This is a genomic window from Thalassotalea piscium (genome assembly GCF_030295935.1).
In the GTDB taxonomy this organism is placed as follows: Bacteria; Pseudomonadota; Gammaproteobacteria; order Enterobacterales; family Alteromonadaceae; genus Thalassotalea_B; species Thalassotalea_B piscium.
The window spans coordinates 802868-828443 of sequence record NZ_AP027362.1 but is presented as its reverse complement, the minus strand read 5'-3'; the positions used below and the strand labels follow the sequence as shown (position 1 = coordinate 828443).

The 25576-nt window shown below is 37.3% G+C and carries 9 protein-coding genes and 1 pseudogene; all 10 read right to left on the bottom strand.

Annotated features, from left to right (window positions below):
* Nucleotides 1-78: 78 nt before the first annotated feature.
* The gene (locus QUD79_RS03455) at nt 79-1572 is read right to left on the bottom strand and encodes a hypothetical protein (RefSeq protein ID WP_184423596.1); all 1494 of its coding nucleotides are present in this window, start codon (nt 1570-1572) and stop codon (nt 79-81) included.
* Between the two features lie 40 nt (nt 1573-1612).
* Entirely contained in the window at nt 1613-3091 is a 1479-nt protein-coding gene (locus QUD79_RS03450; RefSeq protein WP_184423597.1) for an MBOAT family O-acyltransferase, read from the bottom strand.
* 274 nt (nt 3092-3365) lie between these two features.
* Nucleotides 3366-3794, bottom strand: a pseudogene (locus QUD79_RS03445) (hypothetical protein); the annotation flags it as partial.
* Between the two features lie 12 nt (nt 3795-3806).
* Complete coding sequence (locus QUD79_RS03440; protein WP_184423599.1) at nt 3807-4223, bottom strand: hypothetical protein; 417 nt, start codon at nt 4221-4223, stop codon at nt 3807-3809.
* Nucleotides 4224-4358: 135 nt separating this feature from the next.
* Nucleotides 4359-4907 carry a hypothetical protein gene (locus QUD79_RS03435; RefSeq protein ID WP_286289887.1) on the bottom strand — a complete coding sequence of 183 codons (549 nt, stop codon included), beginning with the start codon at nt 4905-4907 and terminating at the stop codon, nt 4359-4361.
* 260 nt (nt 4908-5167) lie between these two features.
* A complete protein-coding gene (locus QUD79_RS03430; protein ID WP_286289885.1) occupies nt 5168-9151 on the bottom strand; it encodes an FG-GAP-like repeat-containing protein in 3984 nt (1327 codons plus the stop codon).
* A gap of 43 nt (nt 9152-9194) precedes the next feature.
* Nucleotides 9195-10754, bottom strand: coding sequence for a hypothetical protein (locus QUD79_RS03425; protein WP_184426932.1), 1560 nt, complete (start codon nt 10752-10754; stop codon nt 9195-9197).
* A gap of 243 nt (nt 10755-10997) precedes the next feature.
* Complete coding sequence (locus QUD79_RS03420) at nt 10998-15596, bottom strand: FG-GAP-like repeat-containing protein (RefSeq protein ID WP_286289882.1); 4599 nt, start codon at nt 15594-15596, stop codon at nt 10998-11000.
* A 176-nt stretch (nt 15597-15772) separates the two neighbouring features.
* Nucleotides 15773-18115: an FG-GAP-like repeat-containing protein gene (locus tag QUD79_RS03415; RefSeq protein WP_184426863.1), complete on the bottom strand. Its 2343-nt coding sequence runs from the start codon at nt 18113-18115 to the stop codon at nt 15773-15775.
* Between the two features lie 61 nt (nt 18116-18176).
* Complete coding sequence (locus QUD79_RS03410) at nt 18177-25409, bottom strand: RHS repeat-associated core domain-containing protein (RefSeq protein WP_286289877.1); 7233 nt, start codon at nt 25407-25409, stop codon at nt 18177-18179.
* Nucleotides 25410-25576 lie beyond the last annotated feature (167 nt).

The following is a 25576-nucleotide window of genomic DNA, read 5'->3' as shown; positions in this document are numbered from 1 at the left end:
TATTATTAATGCTCGGTTTTAATAAAGTATCCAAATGAACATAGCAACACCGCTACTATACAAATAATGCTTTGTAACTCAATCAACAGTAATGCGCTTAAAGTAAAATTTAATTTTCCGTTTATCTTTACTTTTGTTTAACTCAAAAGGTGATTTAATATTACTATGTCGTAAGGTAATAATAAGGTTATTAGTAGTAAGCCTTTGGCTCGGCAAAGAAAAGGTTCTGTTTTTAAGCACATGAAACCCCATTGATTTACCATTTATTAACACTTCTGTTTTATCAGTACCATTATAGTATTCACCGTCTAAGGTAATATTAATTATTGGTTGTTTAAGTAAACTATTTTCTAATAAAAAACTGATAATAGACTCTTTTCCGATACTCCAAACACCCGCCTTTTGCTGAAAGGACCAACCTTTTACAAAAAGCACCTTATTTGGTAGTTCACTGCCTGATATAGACTCTTTACTTATTGTTGAATAGGTTTTAATTAATGTATTAGCAATATCATCCCTAATCTTTGCTAGCTTTTCAGATGTTTTTTTCAAAAAGGGCTCAAGGGTACTGGTATTATCAATCGGTAAAACATTACGCTCTGCGAATGCTTTTACTAGCCTAGTGGTTCTTGTTTGAGCACATTCCTTTTTTATATGATAGTAAGTGTTCAGAAAACATTCACTTGAGAAACGATTATCTTTATAATCACCAATAAATTCAAAGCCTTTGTTCTCAATCATTACTTTAATTTTATGAGCAAAGCCTGGTAATTCTCTTTTAGCAATTTTACCTGTATAACAGGTACTATCCTTTCCATCAACTACTGTAGGCCAAGTAAAGTAAACCTTTACACCTTTATCTTTTAATAATAATAAACGCTCTAAATTATCTTTAAATACATCGGTAATCATAAATCCTTTGCTAAGTTGAGCATCTAACACATACTGGTCACAGCTTTTATTATGACTTCCGTCTTTTTCTATCCGCTCTAAACCATTGCGTTCTGAGTTTCCATAGGTTTCATTTGAATTTTTCCCGAGTAAAATATCAAACTTTGATAAGCGTTTTAAATCCTCACGTAAAAGTTCTCCTTTGTTTCGTTGAATAAACAAACTTGTTAGCGCACTTTTAAGTGGGTACTGAGTGAAGACAAACTTCATTTTTTCCACAAAAGGCAAGTTATTAAAATAATACTCAAGTTTTAAGTTTTTGTCAGCAAGCGCTGTTAAGAAGTTGTCTGGTAATTGCTCATTATAAGAGTACTGATTCCATTCTAATGGCAAGATCACAACATCACCTGTTTTAACCACCTTTAATAAATTGTATATCTTCAGTTGTAGGGGATAGCCTGCATTATCTGCACTCGTTATAGCTGGGGCATTAAAATAGTCAACCAATAAAAAAGGATCTATTGAATGAACTGAGTTTGAACCTGACTCTACTATAACTTTACCTTGCGTATCAGCAGAGGTTTCTAATAAAAACTGTCGATAAGAAAAAGGCGCTGTTCTGTCAATAATTATATGTTGATCAACAATATAAAAGTAGCCTATTACCAGACCAATAAACATAGAGAGTGTAAGTATTAAAAACTTTTTATAATACATAATGTTAAAAATTAAAATAAAGAAATTCTGATGCAGTTGAGGCAATTCCCAATAGCACCGCTAAAAGCAAAGACAAACTAATTACACCGCTATCAACAAGTGAAAACTTGTTTTTATTCATTCCTATCTCAAGTGTGTTTTTTGCAAAAAAAACAACCAACCCGAATACAAACACCATTTGTATGGTAGACACTGAGCCAATTAAATGATTGCCGTTAACAATTTCCCAACTAGGTGTCCACCCGGTAAAATACTGAATAAAACTAGAAAATTGCGCCGTACCTTTAACACCATTTAAACCAAACATTCCCTTGAGCATTGCAAAAGCAGATGCTATATCATTCGCTCTAAAAAATACCCAAGTAAAGTTAATAAAAAGAAAAGTAAGAGTCCAAGCGAGATAGGCTGGTAATTTAACATTTACTATTTGCCATATTCTATGTATTGCTAAAGCCCCACCATGAAGGGCTCCCCATACAATAAAAGTCCAACCAGCACCATGCCATAAACCACCTAAAATAAAAGTCGCCATTAAATTAAAATAAGTTCTCCCCGCGCCCTTCCTGTTACCACCTAACGGTATGTAAAGGTAATCTCGCAACCATCGAGATAACGTCATATGCCAGCGACGCCAAAAATCTTGAATATCTGTCGCTTTATAGGGGGAATTAAAATTCAAAGGTAGGCGAATATTAAACAGTAGTGCTACACCAATAGCCATATCGGTATAACCAGAGAAATCGTAATATAATTGAAAAGTATAACTAAGACTTGCTCCCCAAGCTTCAAAAAGACTTAGCGGAACTTGGCTATCAAAGCCTAGATTAGCCCAAATAGCAAAGGTATCGGCAATAACAACTTTTTTAAATAACCCAATTGAAAAAATGAACAATCCTTTAGCGATATTATGATAATTTATAAAAGTATTCTTTAAATTAGCAAACTGCGGCATCATTTCTTTATGATGAACAATAGGTCCTGCAATAAGTTGCGGAAAAAAAGAAACAAATAAACAGTAGTTCAAAAAATCATATTCTTGCGTGTCATTTTGATAAGAATCCACTAAATAAGCAATTTGTTGAAAGGTAAAAAAACTAATCGCTAAAGGTAGTAATAAATTCAATAAATCAATATTTAAACCGAGCACTTCATTTAAGTTAACAATAAAAAAATCGCTATATTTATAATAAACTAGCACGGCTAAATTCAATACTATTCCAAGAATAAGTACAGATTTTCGAGATAAAATACTTTGGTCGCTGGTTTTGGTTTTATGTAATGCATTACCAATACCAAAATTAACTAGCATAGACGCTATAATTAACAGTAAATAAGCAGGGTTCCAATAGCCATAAAAATATAATGACGCTAAGACCATCCAAGCTTTACCGAGATGGGTGTAACGCATTTTATTCAATGTAAAATAAACAATTAATACAACAGGCAGGAAAGCAAAGATATAAAATGGAGAGTTAAATAGCACGCGTTATTCCGTTGTTATCATTATTTAAATGGGGTAGTTTTATTTATATAGCAAAAGGCAAGCATAGTAGATGACTTTACTAATCTGATCAATTAATATTTATTGCAAGTATTATGATGTTTCACATGATTAAGAAATATAACTAAGGGGTAGCCAACATTGGGGGGACAATCAACTACATCAAAATCCCCTTTCGACCTTGGCCAAGCTAATTTATAAACTATGCATCATTACTTCGAAGTCAAAAATACTGTTTTTCTAGAAGTGATAATAATTATTTAAAGTATGCTTCTAAAAAGTTGGTTTTAAATTTTTTGTCATGAATGTCTAATATTGAAGCTGATAAGTCATATTTTTTGTAAATAAAATGCATTATTAAAGAAGCTTTCTTTAATTTTGTACTTGTCATATCTAGCAAGTGCTTAGGGCCTTTGACATAACAAAAATCTCCCCACACTAACCGTGACGGTTGTGGAAGATTAGATTCAACAAACTTATCTTTTATTTCACCAAAAGAGGTTAACCTGCGCCCTAATGGAAACATATCAACTAACTCAAATCCATTTTCTCTAATAACGGGATCCAAGTCTGACCATAATGGCATATTTTCATAAAATGGAATAAAAAATGATTCGGCATGAATAACTAAAACGTCTTTTAATAATTCTTTGGCTCCATTGATTACAGCAAGTTCACCACCTTGGGTGTCTAGTTTTTAAAAGTCACAATTGCTAATACTTTTAATATCATCGAGTTTTTTTGTTTTAACTGATTGAGCATCCTTTACACCATACATTCCATGCCCTCCCACAAACCTTTGGCGTAAAGCTATATTTGGCTTATATACAGAAGAAAGCGCCGAATTGTTCGTTTCATAAAAAATAGCGTCTTGCCCATCACCAATAACAAAGGGAAATATTTTACATTTACCACCCACTGCTACATATTTATCTCTTGCTTCAGTTACAGGCTCAAACCCAACAATAGTAGTATTTAAATTTTCTACTAAAGGTTGATAAATATGCTTTTCATAATCCAATACCTGAGCGCCAACATCAACAATATCAAGTTTACCTAAATCTAGTAAAAATTGATCGTCTGCTAAAAGGTCATTAAAACAAAAAGTTTTCAATGTATGATCCTTAAATTAATTAATTAAAATTTTTGTTCTTCCCTCTTTTCGTAATCGCTTTATTACTTTATAAAGCTTTATAAAATTAAACTACTATTCGCTCTTTAATATCTTTACGATTATTTTCTTAACTAATTAACCACTTGCTTTTATTGTATTTATCTCAACATTATAATCAATCATATCGTCTAATAAAACACTATTTTCGGTAGGAAACATGTCTCCATAATTTATTTCATCAATAGTTTCCGTCATCGATTCTAAGGAAATATTTTGGCTATATTCAACCATGTCTTCAACTTTAACCTCATTCACGGAAAGCATTTCTAAAGGAATATCTTTGGCATAGTCTTTAGGTGGTTCAGTCACATCATCAATCACATAACTGCTATTAACATACTCATCTAAAACAATAACATGCTCTTTTTCTAAAAAGTCTTCTTCTGAAATTATATGCGCTGAAACTTCAGTGTCGTTAGGCCCAATACCTTCAAGCGGACTTGATTCATTTGTACTCCCTGTGCCCTTAGTAGAAACTTTTAATGATTTGGCCAACTTCATTGATGAGCCTTTATCACTTATTTCATTGACTAATGCAACTTTAATGGGTGCCGAATCATCACCTCCTACCTTATAGACAATAATAAGAAGAGCTATCAACGCGAATATGAAATATTTATTCAAAATATTCTCCAAAAATTTATTATCTCTGTGTAGTTAACTTTTTTACCCTAATAAAACGCAACACACAAAATCAGCACTATAGGAAAAGTACTACTCACCTTAAAAATTAATTTAACAAGCATCTTTCTTATCAGTGGTTGAAATTTAAGCAATACATTCAGGTTGTGGATATTTAAACTTATAATTTTAAAGCCCCAGTTACTTTACTGGGGCTTTACATTATATAATTTAATGGCTAATTACCACTCATTTAGCTCTATTTACTGATACATCCAACTGCCATTAGTGGTCATTCCTACACCACCTGAGCCAGCGGCAAAGCCTCTATTGCCATTAAGGTGATACAGATACCATGCGCCATTACTGTTACGTATAAGCACGTCGGTATTACCATCACCATTAAAGTCATTGGCTGCCTTAAACTGCCATGCTGCGCCAGTTGTTAGTCCTAAACCTCCAGAGCCCGCACCAATACCTCTTGCACCAGTTAAGTGGTATAACCACCAACCACCAGTTGCGCTATTGCGTACAAGAATGTCGGTATTACCATCACCGTTAAAGTCTTGTGCGGCTTTAAATTCCCAGTCGGTGTCGTAACTCATACCTATACCACCTGAGCCTGCTGCAAAACCACGGTTACCATTAAGATGATAAAGGTACCAAGCCCCTGTACTGCTGTTTCTCACCAGTACGTCGGTATTGCCATCGCCATTAAAGTCTTTCGCTGTTGTAAACTCGTAGCTTGCGTTTGTTGTTAAGGCTATACCACCTGAATTAGCCGCTAAACCACGCGCACCATTCATATGATATATCCACCAACCGCCTGTTACGCTGTTACGCATTAAAATGTCAACGTTACCATCGCCATTAAAGTCTTCGGCTGTTTTAAATTCCCAGTCTAAGCTCGTTGATAGGCCAACACCACCTGAATTAGCTGCAAACCCTCTTGCACCGTTTAAGTGATACATGAACCATACTCCTGTATTCATGTTTCTCACCAGTACATCTTCAAAACCATCGTTGTTAAAGTCTGCTTTGGCTTTAAGTTGATAGTTCGTATCACCTATCATCGCTATGCCGCCTGAATTAGCTGCAAGACCACGATTGCCATTAAGGTGATTAATCCACCAAATACCATTGCTATTACGCATAAGCACGTCGGGAATACCATCGCCGTTAAAGTCATCGTTGATTATTGCATCTTCTTCTGCTTGCTCTGTAGGGACAACATGCCAGTTGATATCTTTAGTCATGCCCATGTTACGACTACCTGGTACTAGGTTGCCTTGTCCATTAAGTAAGAAGCCTTTCCAGCGGCCATCAGCTTTGTGTCGTACAATTAGGTCTACGTTACCGTCTTGGTTATAGTCTGCGACTTGTTGAAGTACCCAGTTTTCATCTTGTGGGATACCTGCGCTTAAGCTGTGAGTACCTGCTACACGCTCTGTGCGATTAAGGTTTAAGGCCACGGCTTCATAGGCATAAGTGCTTTGATGTTGTAGCAATAAGTCAACCACGCCATCGCTGTTCATATCAACAAGACGTTTAACCTGCCAATCGCTATTGCGACTTACCCCTAATCCGCCTGAGCTTGATAATACATCGCCATTCGCATCAAGGTGGTTAACATACCATGCACCGTTGGTGTTATGGCGTAATAACACATCAACATAACCGTCGTTATTAAGGTCGCTAAGTCCTTCAAATACCCAGTCTTGGTTAGTTGTTACCCCTAAGCTTCGATAGCTCGCAACGCCTTTAGCTCCATCAAGACGATATAGCCACCAACTGCCATTGGTGCTATTTCTGACTAGTACATCGGATAGCCCATCGTTATCAAAGTCCTGCAATCCTTTAAATTCAAAGTCTTTTGATTGTGGCAGCTGTCCTATAAACCCTACATCGCCTGTAACACTACGGTTACCATCTAAGGTAAATTGATACCAATGGCCATTATCATGGCGTACCAGTACATCAGCATTAACATCATTGTTTAAATGCCCTATGTCTTGTACTGTCCAGTTACTGTCCGTTGTCAGCCCTACACCGCCCCAACTCGCTAAGCTTAAGTCGGTATTGATACCGTATAAGTACCATTGACCCGTGCTTTTATTTCTGAGCAGTATGTCTGCTAGGCCGTCACCATTAAAGTCAATGGTTGACTTTACGCCACCTAAAGTTGGATCTAAGGGAGCATAGTCTTGTCCATCCAAGATACCATCGCCATCGGTGTCGTTATTGGTTGGGTCTGTGCCTGCTTGGTATTCTGTAAGATTGGTTAAACCGTCGTTGTCTTTATCGCCAAATGCATCAAGACCATTAAGTGGATCAAGGCCATTGTCAAACTCATACTTGTCATCCATACCATCTTCGTCAGAATCAGCGTTATTAATGTCAGTGCCTAAGTCTGCTTCTTGATAATCATTTAAGCCATCGCCATCTGAATCGGCAAGAGAATTCCAAGCTTCTGGATATTGACTTAAATCGGCCAATTGCAAAATATTAAAACGCGGTGGAATATAGTTACCTCGTTCAAACTCTTCAATAATACCGTTATTATTTGAATCATAATCAAATGTTGAGTGCTCAATAGCTAATGCATTACCTCCACTATCAACAGAAATAATCTGCCATATTCGCTCTCGCTCTGTATCAACACTACTATATGTCATTGTTACTAGATATTGAGCTACTGAGTAGTTCCACTCACTCCCCATAATAAAAGTTTGTCCCGTTTTATTTTCCCAATCAGTATAGCTACTATTAATACCACGACGTAAAGTACCATCAGCCTTAAAGTGATAACCAAAAAGCCAACTAAATTCGACCTTATCACCGTCCCAAGCATCAATATTGTATGCGTTAATATTTGATTGAATAAAATAAGGCAATTCGGTAGTCATTACTGATGTGAAAGTTTCATAACTATTATCGAATTTTGCTAACTGGCTGGAGTAAACCCTTGTTAGTATCTCATTCTCAAAATGCTTTATATTGGCTAAATATGTTTTCTCTACTTTAATGAAAGGAGTGATAACAAACTTAGTTGCGCCATCAATTAATACAATAGTGTTATTAATAAAAGACCAAGTAAAATTATATCCACTATGGGTTGTTGTTGTGCTCCCTCCTTGTATCAAGCTTATTTTATCAGCATAAATGCCCGGCGTACTTCCATTACCACCATAGACAGGTCCATTCTCATGATTATAGTGAAGGGAAACTCCCCAATCGCCTTGAATATCAAAGGAAGATAATTCAGACAATAAACTACTAGGGTTAGCATAATATGTTTCTACTGTACTAGACACTTCATTAACAAGTGGCTGTTCATTAGTCCAAGAATATCCTTCTGGCAGTACCAAATATTTTTCTAAAGTGTTCACAATATTAACGCGAGATACACCATTATTATCTGATATTTTTTCAATTGTACGTAGAGTAATTCCCACTTTCTCCTCTATTTCTCCAAATGGAAATGCTCCTTGAGCTTCTAATTGAGCTACTTCACCTGCAACACCTTGCCCATAAGTTTCAGTAATATAATCTGAAGGCAGGTAAATATTATTAGAGGTTTTTTTGGTAGTCTCAACTAAAATGCGGTCATCTAGAATCGACCAATTAATTGTTTCTTCTTGATAATTTTGGGCACTACCGTTACCTATCAACCCCGTATTATTATCATTAAAAGTTAAACTTATACCCTCATAGGCTACATACCCTGGGCGTCCGTCTGGAATAATAACAGCCGAAGTGTTGCTTATATTTCCTGGTGTAAATGCTAGTGGGCCTGCAACTGGGCTAGATGCACTTGAAAGAGGATCTGTACCCGAGTTAACCTCGAACCCATCGGTATAACCATCACCATCTGTATCCATTAACGTAGGATTTGTACCTAAGTTATATTCCTCTAGATTAGTTAAGCCGTCGTTGTCTGAATCTAATGTTGAATCGTAACTATTATTTTTATCTAATCCGTTCGCTTGCTCCCACGCATCGGGTAATGTATCACCATCATCATCGGTATCAATATCGTCATTTAAACCATCACCATCTTTATCAAGGTCGCGTAAATTTAATACGCCATCATTATCCAAATCTAAATAGTCAGAATTGCCACCAATTTGCCAAGAGTTACTATCCCAATTATTTACATTCCATTTAAGATCTGCCGCATTAGCTTGTAGAGTTAAGCCAATTACAGATACAAAAAAACACATTTTTAAATTTATGTTTATATTCACATTAACCTCCTAAGTTAAATAGTAAATTTATTTAACTTAATAATTACTCTGGAATAGAATGATTAGATTTAACTAAATCTATTAAAGTAGTAATGGAAGATTGGTCTAAACAATTGGAGTTGGGTGCTGTTGCTAAAATGTCATTATTCCCCTCATATTCCACTTGAGAAAGCCCCCAGCATGCAAGTTTACTTGTTGGCATTTTAGTTGTGCCTAGAATTCTCACATCCGACTGATTTATATTAAATTGCGAACCATTAAAGGTGATGTCTTCTAAGATAGCAGTAGAATTACTATCAACATCAAAGTTGCTTGTAATAGTTGACGTTGTAATATCTAACATTGCATTGTTTTGGATATCAGCATTCAAGATTGTTAAGCTTTGCCCGCTTAAGGTACTATTGTTAACAAGAACCCCACTAAGTGTTGTATTTTCAACACGCAATAAAGATCTTTCTGTAAGAGTTGTAAATGCTGTAATATTACCACTCGATATATTAAAACTAGAGTTCCACAAATACAGCCCAGTAGCATTAATATTTTGTGCATTAAGTTTCGACATATAAAAATTGGTATTTCCACCTACTGTCGCATTAACTAGGTTAAGCTCACTATTAGACACTTGTAAATTACTTGTCGATGATAAGTTTGTTGCCTTTAATAATGAAGTATTTTCAACATCAATAACTCCTGTTACATCTAAAATATCTACTGCAAGCGTTGAACCGCCACCAATCAAAATATTATTGCCTGTTGCTGTAATACTTTGACCCCATCCCATCCAGTTCGTACCTCCATCTAAATCAAGTGCCTTACCTTGAGCAGACGTAATATCAAGAGCTACTTGCTGACGAACAGAGGAACCTAATACTTTTACAGCTTCACTTTGGCTAGAAACCGTACTAGGCGTTTGAATAAACCTAATAGCTGCATTATTATTACCAAAAATTCCCAATGCAACCTTGCTAATATTAACTCCAGAAATATAAGCTTGTGCTCCCTCTTGAAGGAGGATCCCTGTTCCATTAGGTGTATCCGGACCAATTATAGTGACATTGATAACTGAACCGTGACCATTTCGTGAAAAAGCCGCACCGTAATCCCAGTCGTCTCCTAGTGTAATTGTTAAGTCGATAAGGTATAAGCCACCGCCAAAACCGCCCCATATTGCTACTTTGCCCGATAAGTCGTTTGGAATTAACTCAGCGGTATGCCCTTCTTGTGGCTGTATATTAATACTTTGACTAGCAACTTGATAAGAGTTTCCTTCCCAGTTGTTATCCCCATCAAATGTACGTTTAACAGTTATATCGCCATAACAATTACCTTTTATTCTAAAATTTAAATCTTTATAATTTACATGTTCTGTATAAGCCTTATTCAAGGCAGCTGCATCAGCAGTACAATCAACATCTACTTCTATTTCACCATCAATTAAATTCATCCCCATAGATTTAGATGCTAAGAAATCAAAATTTTCATTTACCTCAGCCGCTTTAGCGGGGGTATTGGGTGAAAAAATGTTTGGCACTGTTTCAGCTGAAACACTTAATGATATAAATAATAATGTAGATGGTATGATAAAAGCAGTTTTAATATTCATTGTATTTCCTTAAATAATCGTATTTAACTTGTTATTTGTTACTAAAGAAGCAAAATTATTTCTCTTAATTTAGCTTTTTATAAAACTAATTTAAGAGAAATAACTAGATCTAATAGGCGTATTTTAGCTAACGCTTATACTTAATGAATCAAAAACATCATATTGAAAACTAAAGCCCCAGTTACTTTACTGGAGCTTTACATTATATAATTTAATGGCTAATTACCACTCATTTAGCTCTATTTACTGATACATCCAACTGCCATTAGTGGTCATTCCTACACCACCTGAGCCAGCGGCAAAGCCTCTATTGCCATTAAGGTGATACAGATACCATGCGCCATTACTGTTACGTATAAGCACGTCGGTATTACCATCACCATTAAAGTCATTGGCTGCCTTAAACTGCCATGCTGCGCCAGTTGTTAGCCCTAAACCTCCAGAGCCCGCACCAATACCTCTTGCACCAGTTAAGTGGTATAACCACCAACCACCAGTTGCGCTATTGCGTACAAGAATGTCGGTATTACCATCACCGTTAAAGTCTTGTGCGGCTTTAAATTCCCAGTCGGTGTCGTAACTCATACCTATACCACCTGAGCCTGCTGCAAAACCACGGTTACCATTAAGATGATAAAGGTACCAAGCCCCTGTACTGCTGTTTCTCACCAGTACGTCGGTATTGCCATCGCCATTAAAGTCTTTCGCTGTTGTAAACTCGTAGCTTGCGTTTGTTGTTAAGGCTATACCACCTGAATTAGCCGCTAAACCACGCGCACCATTCATATGATATATCCACCAACCGCCTGTTACGCTGTTACGCATTAAAATGTCAACGTTACCATCGCCATTAAAGTCTTCGGCTGTTTTAAATTCCCAGTCTAAGCTCGTTGATAGGCCAACACCACCTGAATTAGCTGCAAACCCTCTTGCACCGTTTAAGTGATACATGAACCATACTCCTGTATTCATGTTTCTCACCAGTACATCTTCAAAACCATCGTTGTTAAAGTCTGCTTTGGCTTTAAGTTGATAGTTCGTATCACCTATCATCGCTATGCCGCCTGAATTAGCTGCAAGACCACGATTGCCATTAAGGTGATTAATCCACCAAATACCATTGCTATTACGCATAAGCACGTCGGGAATACCATCGCCGTTAAAGTCATCGTTGATTATTGCATCTTCTTCTGCTTGCTCTGTAGGGACAACATGCCAGTTGATATCTTTAGTCATGCCCATGTTACGACTACCTGGTACTAGGTTGCCTTGTCCATTAAGTAAGAAGCCTTTCCAGCGGCCATCAGCTTTGTGTCGTACAATTAGGTCTACGTTACCGTCTTGGTTATAGTCTGCGACTTGTTGAAGTACCCAGTTTTCATCTTGTGGGATACCTGCGCTTAAGCTGTGAGTACCTGCTACACGCTCTGTGCGATTAAGGTTTAAGGCCACGGCTTCATAGGCATAAGTGCTTTGATGTTGTAGCAATAAGTCAACCACGCCATCGCTGTTCATATCAACAAGACGTTTAACCTGCCAATCGCTATTGCGACTTACCCCTAATCCGCCTGAGCTTGATAATACATCGCCATTCGCATCAAGGTGGTTAACATACCATGCACCGTTGGTGTTATGGCGTAATAACACATCAACATAACCGTCGTTATTAAGGTCGCTAAGTCCTTCAAATACCCAGTCTTGGTTAGTTGTTACCCCTAAGCTTCGATAGCTCGCAACGCCTTTAGCTCCATCAAGACGATATAGCCACCAACTGCCATTGGTGCTATTTCTGACTAGTACATCGGATAGCCCATCGTTATCAAAGTCCTGCAATCCTTTAAATTCAAAGTCTTTTGATTGTGGCAGCTGTCCTATAAACCCTACATCGCCTGTAACACTACGGTTACCATCTAAGGTAAATTGATACCAATGGCCATTATCATGGCGTACCAGTACATCAGCATTAACATCATTGTTTAAATGCCCTATGTCTTGTACTGTCCAGTTACTGTCCGTTGTCAGCCCTACACCACCCCAACTCGCTAAACTTAAATCAGTATTGATACCGTATAAGTACCATTGACCCGTACTTTCATTTCTGAGCAATATATCTGCTAGGCCGTTATTGTTAAAGTCGACTCCACGATTATCAGCTAACGAAACTAAAGGTGATAAGTCGTCGCCGTCAAGTACGCCGTCGCCGTCTGTGTCAGCAAGTGTTGGGTTTGTCCCTAAAGTAAATTCTTCTAAGTTCGTAAAACCATCCCCGTCTGAGTCTGACAATGCATCTGAGGCGTCAAGTGGGTTTAGGCCGTAAGCCAATTCAAATTCATCTGATAAACCGTCCCCATCAGAATCAACGTCATCAATATACGACCATAATTCCCTTCCCATATAAGAATCAGTCATTATGTATGTGCCATGAAGGCCATCTGCGATAAAGTCATCCATCCATGATAACTCACCTAGTTGAGTTACATTATTTTCTCCATTTTGAATTTTGTAATAATTCATTGACACTACATAGTAAACAGAATTTCCAACCACGCCTTTTACTTCAATACTTGTTTCAACAGACTCGACTTGGGTAAATACTTTTGTATTTAAATTATATTTATAAATATTATAAGTACAGAAAAAGAGTATCTCATCATCGAAAGGCACCACATCCATTCGACTTTTACAATCATTAGACAAAACAACATTAGGAATAACAGATATTGCTAAATTAGATTTATTTAATTTCCACAGCGAAGGTTCGAAGCTTTGATTATCAGCGACAAAGTAGAACTTATCTGGATATTCATGAATATGATCATTAGTTAACGCTTTTAGAGGTGTGATCAACGATGAATAACAATCACTGACACAGAAACTTTTAGCATCGGTTTTTGTATTTGACAATATATTAAATATATTTAAGGTATTGTTATCGACGTTTAATAATTTACTTTCAGAGAGAGCATAAACATCACCATAGAAGTCTTTATTTAGCTCATTTATAGTTATTTTGCCATTATCAACGATAACACTCCATAAGCGATTTACCCAATAATCACTTTCATTCGTGCCATCTGCCGAAAAGTATAAAACATCATTGACTACATTTAAGGATGTTGGAGTACCTTTATTCTTTATTAGTTTAGGTGGGGATTTGCCATCGGAAAACCATAACTCCAGACCCCAACCAATTTTCTCTTCTAATATGAAATAAAAACCTTCAGAAACAACTGCAAAATCCTGAACCCATTTGTTTGTTTTTACGGTATCAGATTTAAACACTATACCAACAGAGTTATTGCTTAGATCTACTTTCCATATAGCATAGCCGTTAACTAAATCAAATGCTTGTATATAAAAATCATTATTAAATTTGCCGAGATATCTAATCTCTGAATTCCCCGTACCTTCATTTATTTCATCAAGTAATGTTAGCTGTTTACTTTGATCTAAGACCCAAAGTTCATCACCAAACTCAACTGTCTTAATAATAAAAAGTTCTTTATTCAGATATTCTCCTATATACGTAGGGGAACTGCCTAAATCGTAACCAGTATTAATAGTGAAGCTCTTTAGTCCTTCGCCTGATAACAGATATAATTTTTGACCAGATAATTCTGTGGCCGTATAAAATAATCCTTTGGATGAATTATAAAAGTTTCCAGGATGAGAACTTCCCGCCCCCACTAAATTGTCTTTATACAATGAAACAGTGTTATTTGATAAATTCACTTGCCAAAGTTCGCCGCCTGTTACCGCTGTATTATTAGTAAAATAAAGCAAATCATCAATTACTTGGTGAAATTCAGGAAAGATCAACCAATTATAATCTGTATGAATATTATAATCTTCGTCGTAAACATCTTTGATTTTTATAGTTGATGAGCTCGTACAATCACTCCTGTATAAAATCGTACTGTTCCATGAATACTGCCTCTTTTTAGTAAAGAATATTTCATTTTTTCCGACAAATAAGTTATCAGGTTCGTAATTTCCTTCCATCGTAGTACCATTATCTGTACCATCTGATTGCCACATTTTTTTGCTATATGATTCTGAAGTAAATACACAAAGTTTATTATTTAAGCTAACAATTTGAGAAATATTGCCAGCAAACGTTTTTACAACACTAACCTGTTGATTATTTAGATTTATCTGCCAAAGGTTTTCATTGCCCACAACATATAATAACGAATTTAACCATACAAAATCATTTGCATCTGATCCATCACTTCCAGTATTTAAATCAAAATCGTATACAACACCAGAAGAATCTATAAATGACATTTCGTTACCCGTCGCGCTACTATATTGTGAGTAAGCTATACCTCCATTTATTAAAGTTATGTTTTTAATAGAATCTTTTTCGTCAATCAATACTGTTGTGCCATCTGATTTCAGCTCTAAAATTTGATCTTTATAATTTGAATATGACTTTCCATGAATTAGAAGTTTATTACCTAAAGGAATTAAAGAGTTAAAATCAAATCCAGATGGAATATTGTAGATTTTACGTGTACCTGTAGGAGTGCCATCACTTTGCCATACTTCACCGTATCCACAACAAGCCCCTACTTTAAAATAAAATTTGTTATTAACTACCACGAAATTAGTCGGTCTACTTGATGATGAGCCAGGGAAAATATCTTTGAACAACGATATACTATGACCGTTGTAAAACCACAACTCTTCCCCATACTCTTTTGTGTCAATTGAAAAATAAACATTATTTCCCATCTCACCTAATGGAGTTAATTGTAATTGGTCACCCTGTTCTATATTTTTAATCAGACTCAGTGTTGCATGAGCTGATACGGTAAAGATTAAAAAAACAAGAAGCATTACTACTTTTTTTAAAGAAAAAACCACTCTTTTATTAAAACATAAACCATTGAACAACATTAATTCTTACAACCTTATAACAAAAAGAAAAGAAACTACCTTACAAACACATCAGATAAATTGTTTTTTTGTTTGCTCTGCGAAATTACTACAATCATGATTAATAGCAGAAATTTTTACTGATACACCCAATTTGTATCAACTGTCATACCAATCCCACCACTACCTGTTGCAGCACCAAGTGCTCCGTTTAAATGACTTAACCACCAAGTGCCTGTTGTCGCATTACGAATAAGTACATCCGTATGACCATCGCCATTAAAGTCATTGGCACTGACAAACTCAAAGTTTTGATTCGTCGTGATACGTACCGCGCCACTTCCCGCTGCAAATCGTCTCGTGCCATCTAAATGATATAAGAACCATGAGCCATTGACCATATTACGCGTTAATATATCAAGCTCCCCATCATCATTAAAATCAGCTATCGCTTTAAACTCGTAATCCAAGCTCCGCGTCAAACTTATACCTCCACTACCCGCTGCTAAACTTCTTGCGCCATTTAACTGGAATAAGTACCAATAACCATTGCCACTATGTCTCACTAACACGTCGGGGCTATCATCACCGTTAAAATCACCTACGCCTTGAAATTTATAATCAACGTTTCTCGTTAACGGTAAACCGCCACTATCTCCCATGATGACTCGTGAGCCATCTAAATGGTATACCCACCAAACACCATTGGTTTTATGTCTAACAAGGACATCTACATTACCATCACCATTAAAGTCTGCCGCCGCTTTAAACTCATAATCTAAGCTGCGCGTCATACCTACTCCACCACTACCTGATGCTAACCCTCTACTACCATCTAAATGACTTATATGCCATGCACCATTGACATTATTACGTAATAGAACATCTAAATGACCATCACCGTTAAAGTCTGCTTTGGCTTGTAATTCCCAGTCGGTACTTCCTGGTAAACCCACACCGCCTGAGCCCGATGCAAAACCTCTAGCACCATTCAAGTGATATAAATACCAAGCTCCACTACCTGTATTACGCAATAACACATCGGCATTGCCATCACTATTAAAATCATCAGGGGTTGCTTGCTCTTCCTCTTCGTCAAATTCATTCGGCACTACGTACCAAGAGATATCTGATGTCATGCCTACATTACCACTACCAGAGACTAAGTTACCTTGCCCATTTAGCAAAAACCCTTTCCAACGACCATCGCCTTTATGTCGTAACAACAGGTCTACTTTACCGTCTTGGTTATAATCCGATACTTGTTGGAGTACCCAGTCTGCATCTTGTGGGATACCCGCACTTAGGCTATGACTACCCGCCGCTCGCTCTGTTCGGTTTAGGTTTAAAGCAACTGCTTCATAAGCATAGCTGTTTTCATGTTGGAGCAGTAGGTCAACCACCCCATCGCCGTTCATATCGATTATCCGTTTAACTTGCCAATCACTATTGCGACTCAACCCTAATCCGCCTGAGCTCGATAATACATCGCCATTCGCATCAAGGTGGTTAACATACCATGCACCGTTGGTGTTATGGCGTAATAACACATCAACATAACCGTCGTTATTAAGGTCGCTAAGTCCTTCAAATACCCAGTCTTGGTTAGTTGTTACCCCTAAGCTTCGATAGCTCGCAACCCCTTTAGCTCCATCAAGACGATATAACCACCAACTGCCATTAACACTGTTTCTCACCAATACATCTGACAGTCCGTCGTTATCAAAGTCTTGCAAGCCTTTAAATTCAAATTCTTGTGAGGCTGGTAACTGACCTATAAACCCTACATCGCCTGTTACACTGCGGTTTCCATCTAAGGTAAATTGATACCAACGACCATTATCATGCCGTACCAGTACATCAGCATTACTATCATTATTAAAATGCCCTATGTCTTGTACTGTCCAGCTACTGTCCGTTGTCAGCCCTACACCACCCCAACTCGCTAAACTTAAATCAGTATTGATACCGTATAAGTACCATTGACCCGTACTTTCATTTCTAAGCAATATATCTGCTAGGCCGTCACCATTAAAGTCAATAGTTGACTTTACGCCACCTAGAGTTGGATCTAAGGGAGCTGAGTCTTTTCCATCTAAAACGCCATCTCCATCAGTGTCTTGTGAGTTGGGATTGGTGCCTAAGTTGAATTCTTCAAGATTTGTTAATCCGTCTCCGTCTGAATCAATATATGCATCAAATTGGTTGTAAGGGTTTAAACCGTTAGCTAATTCATACGCATCGGTTAGACCGTCATTATCACTGTCAACACTCGCATGATTGTTAATAGATGACAGAAGATTTCCCGCTGCATCATATTGATATGTTACTTTTAAATTATTGCCATAATCAGCTTCAGTAATGCGACCTAAGTCGTCATAAGTGTATGTAACGGCGAAGACGTTAGTGGTAAATAGTAAACAAATGATTATAAAAACGTTTAAACTCTTAAATTGAATTTTAGTTATTTTATTACTCATAAATACAGCTCTATCGATTAAATAGTTAAAAGAGTTTATTTTAAAAAAAACTCTACAAATATCACTTTGACTCATGAGCCATTGCTCCTTTTATTCCAAGGACATTTTTAAGGATCAAAGTTGTTGATTCACTGAAAATGCCAAGCCTCATATTTTTCCCTAAAAAAGCTTTCCTTAATTCCTTATTTCCTTTAAATAAATCTTTAAGCCCTAATCCCTTTGCCAATTTTTTACTATTTATCATCGAGCTTTTAGCGGGTAATAATTTACTAAAAACTCCCCCAGCCAACATCCCCACAAGTATGTCTTCTCCAAACTTATTTAGATGTTCAGCTTCTAATTTCTTTGGATTTAAGCCAATAGAAAGAGCTATATCAACTGCAGAACCCGCCATTGAACTAACGCCACCAATTGCAGCTCCTTTTAGAATAGCTATCCCTTTCACTCCTCCTAAAACGAAAGGACCAACAGCTGCTGCAGTAGCTCCGGATGCTGCACCAATGCTAGTAGATTTTAACAAACCGAGCCAAAATTCCCCACCAGACTTGTCATGATTTTGTATCGCATACATAGCTCCTCCGAAAAGGCCTCCAATTACAGCTCCTGCTGCTATATGCCCCAACTCCCCCTCGGGATCTACAAGCATCACTGGGTTTCCCTGTACATAAGCGTAACGATTTAAGGATTGCCCTGAAATTGGATTGCCCAACAATACATCACGGTTGATGAAGCGTCGCATACTCGGGTTATAAAAACGGGCGCGCATATAATACAAACCATTATTATCAGTCATTACACCGTCGCGGCCATTGTAAGCAAAAGGTTGAGTACTCGAGCCCCACTGTTGAACTTTTTGGCCAAAAGGACTGTAGAAATATCGATTACTAATTGACGCGTTTTCACGTGTTAATGCTACGGTACTGCCACGATAATCATAGTGATATGTGTGGTAGCCTTCTGTGGCACTTTGTCGACCAATTAATCCTATGCCGTAAACATTCCAAGCTTTCACCGTTCCATTTTGATCTGTTTCCATGAGTACTTGTTCTAAAGTGGTTGCTGGGTTAACGATGTACCGTGTTGTATTCGCCCCTTCTATACTAGCAATACGGTGATTATCAGGATTGTATTGATAGTTAATACCGCCTGCGCTAGTTAAGCGATTACGTGAGTCATACGTAAAAGAGGAAAGACCGTAATTTAACCAGCCCGATGTCATATTTCCATCAAAGTCATATTGCACTGGTAGGTTATTCGCGGTTAGTGCTCGGTTGTCTAATCCGTAGGTAATATTTGTGATAACAGGTGCTGGTTTTAAACTATTAAAGCCTGTTTCTTGAGTTAGCATTCCTGCTAAATCATAAGTGTAGCTGTAGTCAATTATATTATCATTACCTGAATTCTTAGTCGTTTTACCTGTTAGTTGACTCGCTTTGTCGTAACTGTAGTTGGTCGTCAAACCATTAGAATGAGTTGTGGTAATTAAACGACCTAAAGTATCGTAATAATAACTCGTTACTCTATTTTCCCAGTCCGTGACTTTAGTTAACTGGCCAGCTTGGCTATATGTATAATGAACAGCTTTTCCATCAGGGTAAGTTATTCTGGTAAGTTGATTCACAGCGTCGTATTGATATTGAATTAAGTTACCATAAACATCTGTATGAGTGATAAGGCGATCTAAAGCATCGTAAGTATATAGCCATTGCCCTTGTGAAGTAGTTGCTTTAGTACGATTACCATTTGCGTCGTATTCATAACTAACATTACCTGTAGTTTCAATAGTAGATGTTAATCTTAGTGCATCGTCATACGTAAATTGACTAACTTGCCCTCTAGCATTTGTGAGTTTTTTTATCGCGCCTCTAGAATTAAACACAGTTTGCCAGTACTTATTATCCATTGTAGTTAAGCGAACCAAACGTCCTTCAGCATCGTACGTGTATTGCAAAGTATTATTATTAGCATCAGTTAAACTTGCTCGTTGCCCATTTAGTGAATAACTTTGTGTTGTCGTACCATTGAGTGCGTCGGTTGTCGTGAGCAATCGATTAGAAGCATCATAAGAGAATTGCGTTTTATTTCCTTTAGCATCAGTTTGGCTTAATAAATTATTGAGTTTGTCATAACTGAATAATTGATTGCGGTTTAGGGTATCAATTTGAGTAATTAAACGATCTAAACCATCATATCCAAACGCTACTGTATCTCCTGCGGCATTAGTTTCTGATATTTTATTACCTACGGCATCATAACCATATTGAGTCGTATCAAATAATGCATTAGTAACACCTATCATTTGTCCTTTACTGTCATACGTAAAAATAGTAGTTATATGACCCAATGCATTTTCGATAGTAAGTAACCTGTCTTCACCATCATAGGTATATTTGGTAACACCATTTAATGCATTAGTTTCAGTGATTAACTTGTCATTTCCATCATAACTATAGCTCGTTGTAAAACCTCTAGCGTTGGTTATTGACGTTTTCCTACCTTTAGCATCATAAGTAAAAGTAGTGACATGATTTAGTGGATCTGTTTGCGTTAACAGCTGGCCTTTCAGGTCATAGGTGTAAGTCGTAACTTTACCAGCAGCATCAGTCATAGTAAGAACACGACCCGCATTGTCATAAGTTAAGGAAACGCTATTTCCAGTTCCATCTGTAATTGACTGCGTTTGACCATTACTAATAACATAGTCCGTTTGAGACTGATTAGGTTTAATCGTAGCAACAACTAACCCATCAGCATTGTATTGTGTTTGCGTGATTTGAGACAAAGCATCTGTCGTTGAACTTAAGCGATTATTTGTATAGGTAAATTGAGCACTTTTTGAATTAGCATTGGTCAAACTAATCAGGTTACTATTTTCATCATAAGCAAAGGTACTAGTGCTACCGAAAGTATCTACCGACTGAATTAAGTTATTTTCAAGATCATAGTAATAACGAGTTGTTCTTCCTAAATTGTCCGTTTCACTGATTTTATTGCCTTGACTATCATAACTATAAGTTGAGGTATTACCTAACTCATCCGTTAAGCTAATTAACCGATATTGGGCATCATGAATATAGGTTTTACTTTTACCAGTTCTGTCGGTATATACAGCCGTAGTTGAGCCATCAGCATTATTAGTATATGAGATATTACCTGCGTCATTACCAGTTCTAGCATCTTCTTGTTGAATAACTCGACCTTGAGCATCATATGTATTACTAAAATAGACAACATTTAAAGCATCTGTACCCGTTAGTAACCTATGATTTTCATCATAAGTAAATGATTCTGTGTGTGTGAGTGCATCAGTAATCGTAATTAAATTATTACTCCCATTATAAGTAAAACTAACAGTACCTGCATCAAGCGCGGTAATACTACTTACACGCCCGCTAAGATCATAAGTAAAATCTATATACCGACCTGATAATGGTTCAGTTACCGACGTTAGCTGGTTAGATGTATAACTATAGTTTAAAGCCAGGCCTACTTTATTAGTTTTACTGATAAGTTGTCCGTTAGCATTAAATTCGTACGTTACTTGGTTTTTATCGATTAACTGATAACCACCATTAATAGTAGTAAATTTGTCTTTAGCATCGCCATCCACAATTTGGTATCTGCCTGAGCTTGGGTTGCTGTAATGTGTAATACGGCCTGTTGGCCAGGTTAAGGCTACAGTTTGCCCTGCTTGAAATTCGAGCTTCATATTAAAACTATGATTCCAGCCATAACCCATATTGCCATTTTTAGGATTGAATGAGCTATAATTTAACTCCATATCTAACGGCAAAGCACCTTGAACATGCATCACATTTCGACTAAGCACATGAGCACCCGTTGAAATATCAATAGGATCGGCAATTAAACTTAATAATCGGTCTACATGGGTATTATCTATTGAATCAGCCGTTTGTGTAGGTATTCCATTAAAAGTAGCGACAAGAGTATAAGCACCAACAGCACTGCCTGAAATGCCAAGGTAATAATCTCCATCAGTATTAAAAGTGACATTTAATAATTTTGTTTCCCCATCATAAACCGTTTGGATTTGCCCTAATGAAACAAAGTTTTCATCATAAAGCGTTACTCGTGCCCAGCCTGCATTAAAAGCTCCCGTTATCGCAGCCGTAAATGTATCACCTGCATTTGCACTAAAACGATAATAATCAGTTAACGGTGTATTACTCTTTGTTAAATGAGTGCGAGTATATGACCCTGATGCTAAATAATGGGCACTACCAAAACTGTGCTTATAGGTGCGTAAACCATCATGAGCACCCGCAGAGCTCCAAGTTGAATTGACTGACAAATCATAACTACCCACACCAGCGCCTGTTACTTTAATATAATAAGTGCCTGCTGATGCTATCTCTTCATCAAATGAAACAGTATTACCATCATAAAAATTACTAGAATCGGCAAGTAGCTGATTAGCATCGCTATAAAGAAATACTCTAATTGGTGATGAATTGTTCAAATGTGCTGTCGTGGCAACTGTAATTCCTTCTCCCGCGAGTTTGTCAAACTTGAACCAATGAACCGTATTCGAAGTCCCTTGGTATTCTGCTGTTAACATTTGATTAAAGTAAGGTAACTGTGTAGCTGCTGATTTAGTGTTCGAAACGCTTTCATGAGCATATTCTGCGAAGGCATTCGGATTACCACCGTTTAAAAGCTCTGCACCGTCTTCAATACCATCACCGTCAGTGTCTTTTACATAAGGGTTAGAATGGTGAAAGTATTCAACGGCATCATTAAGCCCATCATTATCACTATCGCCATCTGTTTGTGCTCCCGTAATAGCTAATTGGTAACTACCGACAGACGTACCTGAAACACTAAGGTAGTAAAGCCCCGTTTTAGTTATAGCTTCTGATAATTCTTTTGTTTCCCCATCATAAACCGTTTGGATTTGCCCTAATGAAACAAAGTTTTCATCATAAAGCGTTACTCGTGCCCAACCTGCATTAAAAGCTCCCGTTATCGCAGCCGTAAATGTATCACCTGCATTCGCACTAAAACGATAATAATCTGTTAACGGTGCATTATTTTGCTCTAGATGAGTGCGAGTATATGACCCTGATGCTAAATAATGCGCACTACCAAAACTGTGCTTATAGGTACGTAACCCATCGTGCGCACCCGCAGAAGACCACGTGGAATAAACCGCTAAGTCATAATTACCCACCGCCTGACCTGATACTTTTAAATAATACGTACCTGCTGAAGATATTTGCTCGTCAAATGATAAGGTATTACCGTCAGTCAAAGTGGAATAGCCGAAGCTTCCTAAAAGATTATCGGCAGCATCATAAAGAAAAACATTCATTCCGCTTGAATTATTAAAATGCCCACTAGCGACAACGGTAACTCCTTCTCCCGCCAACTTGTCAAACTTGAACCAATGCTCTGTATTCGAAGTCCCTTGGTATTCTGCTGTTAACATTTGATTAAAGTAAGGTAACTGAGTGGCTGTTGATTTTACATTTGAAACACTTTCATGAGCATATTCTTTGAAGGCGTTTGGGTTACCACCGTTTACAAGCTCTGCACCGTCTTCAACACCATCACCGTCAGTGTCTTTCACATAAGGGTTAGAATGGTGGAAATATTCAACGGCATCATTAAGCCCATCATTATCACTATCACTATCTGTTTCGGCTCCAGTAATAGCTAATTGATAACTACCGACAGACGTACCTGAAATACTAAGGTAGTAAAGCCCCGTTTTAGTTATAGCTTCTGATAATTCTTTTGTTTCCCCATCATAAACCGTTTGGATTTGCCCTAATGAAACAAAGTTTTCATCATAAAGCGTTACTCGTGCCCAACCTGCATTAAAAGCTCCCGTTATCGCAGCCGTAAATGTATCACCTGCATTCGCACTAAAACGATAATAATCTGTTAACGGTGCATTATTTTGCTCTAGATGAGTGCGAGTATATGACCCTGATGCTAAATAATGCGCACTACCAAAACTGTGCTTATAGGTACGTAACCCATCGTGCGCACCCGCAGAAGACCACGTGGAATAAACCGCTAAGTCATAATTACCCACCGCCTGACCTGATACTTTTAAATAATACGTACCTGCTGAAGATATTTGCTCGTCAAATGATAAGGTATTACCGTCAGTCAAAGTGGAATAGCCGAAGCTTCCTAAAAGATTATCGGCAGCATCATAAAGAAAAACATTCATTCCGCTTGAATTATTAAAATGCCCACTAGCGACAACGGTAACTCCTTCTCCCGCCAACTTGTCAAACTTGAACCAATGCTCTGTATTCGAAGTCCCTTGGTATTCTGCTGTTAACATTTGATTAAAGTAAGGTAACTGAGTGGCTGTTGATTTTACATTTGAAACACTTTCATGAGCATATTCTTTGAAGGCGTTTGGGTTACCACCGTTTACAAGCTCTGCACCGTCTTCAACACCATCACCGTCAGTGTCTTTCACATAAGGGTTAGAATGGTGGAAATATTCAACGGCATCATTAAGCCCATCATTATCACTATCACTATCTGTTTCGGCTCCAGTAATAGCTAATTGATAACTACCGACAGACGTACCTGAAATACTAAGGTAGTAAAGCCCCGTTTTAGTTATAGCTTCTGATAATTCTTTTGTTTCCCCATCATAAACCGTTTGGATTTGCCCTAATGAAACAAAGTTTTCATCATAAAGCGTTACTCGTGCCCAACCTGCATTAAAAGCTCCCGTTATCGCAGCCGTAAATGTATCACCTGCATTCGCACTAAAACGATAATAATCTGTTAACGGTGCATTATTTTGCTCTAGATGAGTGCGAGTATATGACCCTGATACTAAATAATGCGCACTACCAAAACTGTGCTTATAGGTACGTAACCCATCGTGCGCACCCGCAGAAGACCACGTGGAATAAACCGCTAAGTCATAATTACCCACCGCCTGACCTGATACTTTTAAATAATACGTACCTGCTGAAGATATTTGCTCGTCAAATGATAAGGTATTACCGTCAGTCAAAGTGGAATAGCCGAAGCTTCCTAAAAGATTATCGGCAGCATCATAAAGAAAAACATTCATTCCGCTTGAATTATTAAAATGCCCACTAGCGACAACGGTAACTCCTTCTCCCGCCAACTTGTCAAACTTGAACCAATGCTCTGTGGAAGCATCATAACTAACATTGAATGTTTGGTTGAATTGAGGAAGTAAGGTGGCAGTTTCTTTAGTTTGCGAAAAAGCTGCGAAAGAATTACCAAAAAATAACAATGAGATAATGAAGAGGAATTTTATTTTTATCATTTTTTATTAACAAATTAACATTAAGTTAACGCTATTATAGGGTTTTGCTCCATAAATTAATAACACGATCCAAGCAACTATTAACAAAATACAATCAACTTAGTATTAATTAACCTGAGTTCGGGATAATGGATGTGCATAAAAACATTTAAAATAATAGTTTACAG

What these genes read in the sequence shown, in the direction of transcription:
- QUD79_RS03455 (WP_184423596.1), bottom strand. Translation starts at nt 1,572, where the DNA reads ATGTTTATTGGTCTGGTAATAGGCTACTTTTATATTGTTGATCAACAT.
- QUD79_RS03425 (WP_184426932.1), bottom strand. Translation starts at nt 10,754, where the DNA reads ATGAATATTAAAACTGCTTTTATCATACCATCTACATTATTATTTATA.
- QUD79_RS03420 (WP_286289882.1), bottom strand. Translation starts at nt 15,596, where the DNA reads ATGCTTCTTGTTTTTTTAATCTTTACCGTATCAGCTCATGCAACACTG.
- QUD79_RS03415 (WP_184426863.1), bottom strand. Translation starts at nt 18,115, where the DNA reads ATGAGTAATAAAATAACTAAAATTCAATTTAAGAGTTTAAACGTTTTT.
- QUD79_RS03410 (WP_286289877.1), bottom strand. Translation starts at nt 25,409, where the DNA reads ATGATAAAAATAAAATTCCTCTTCATTATCTCATTGTTATTTTTTGGT.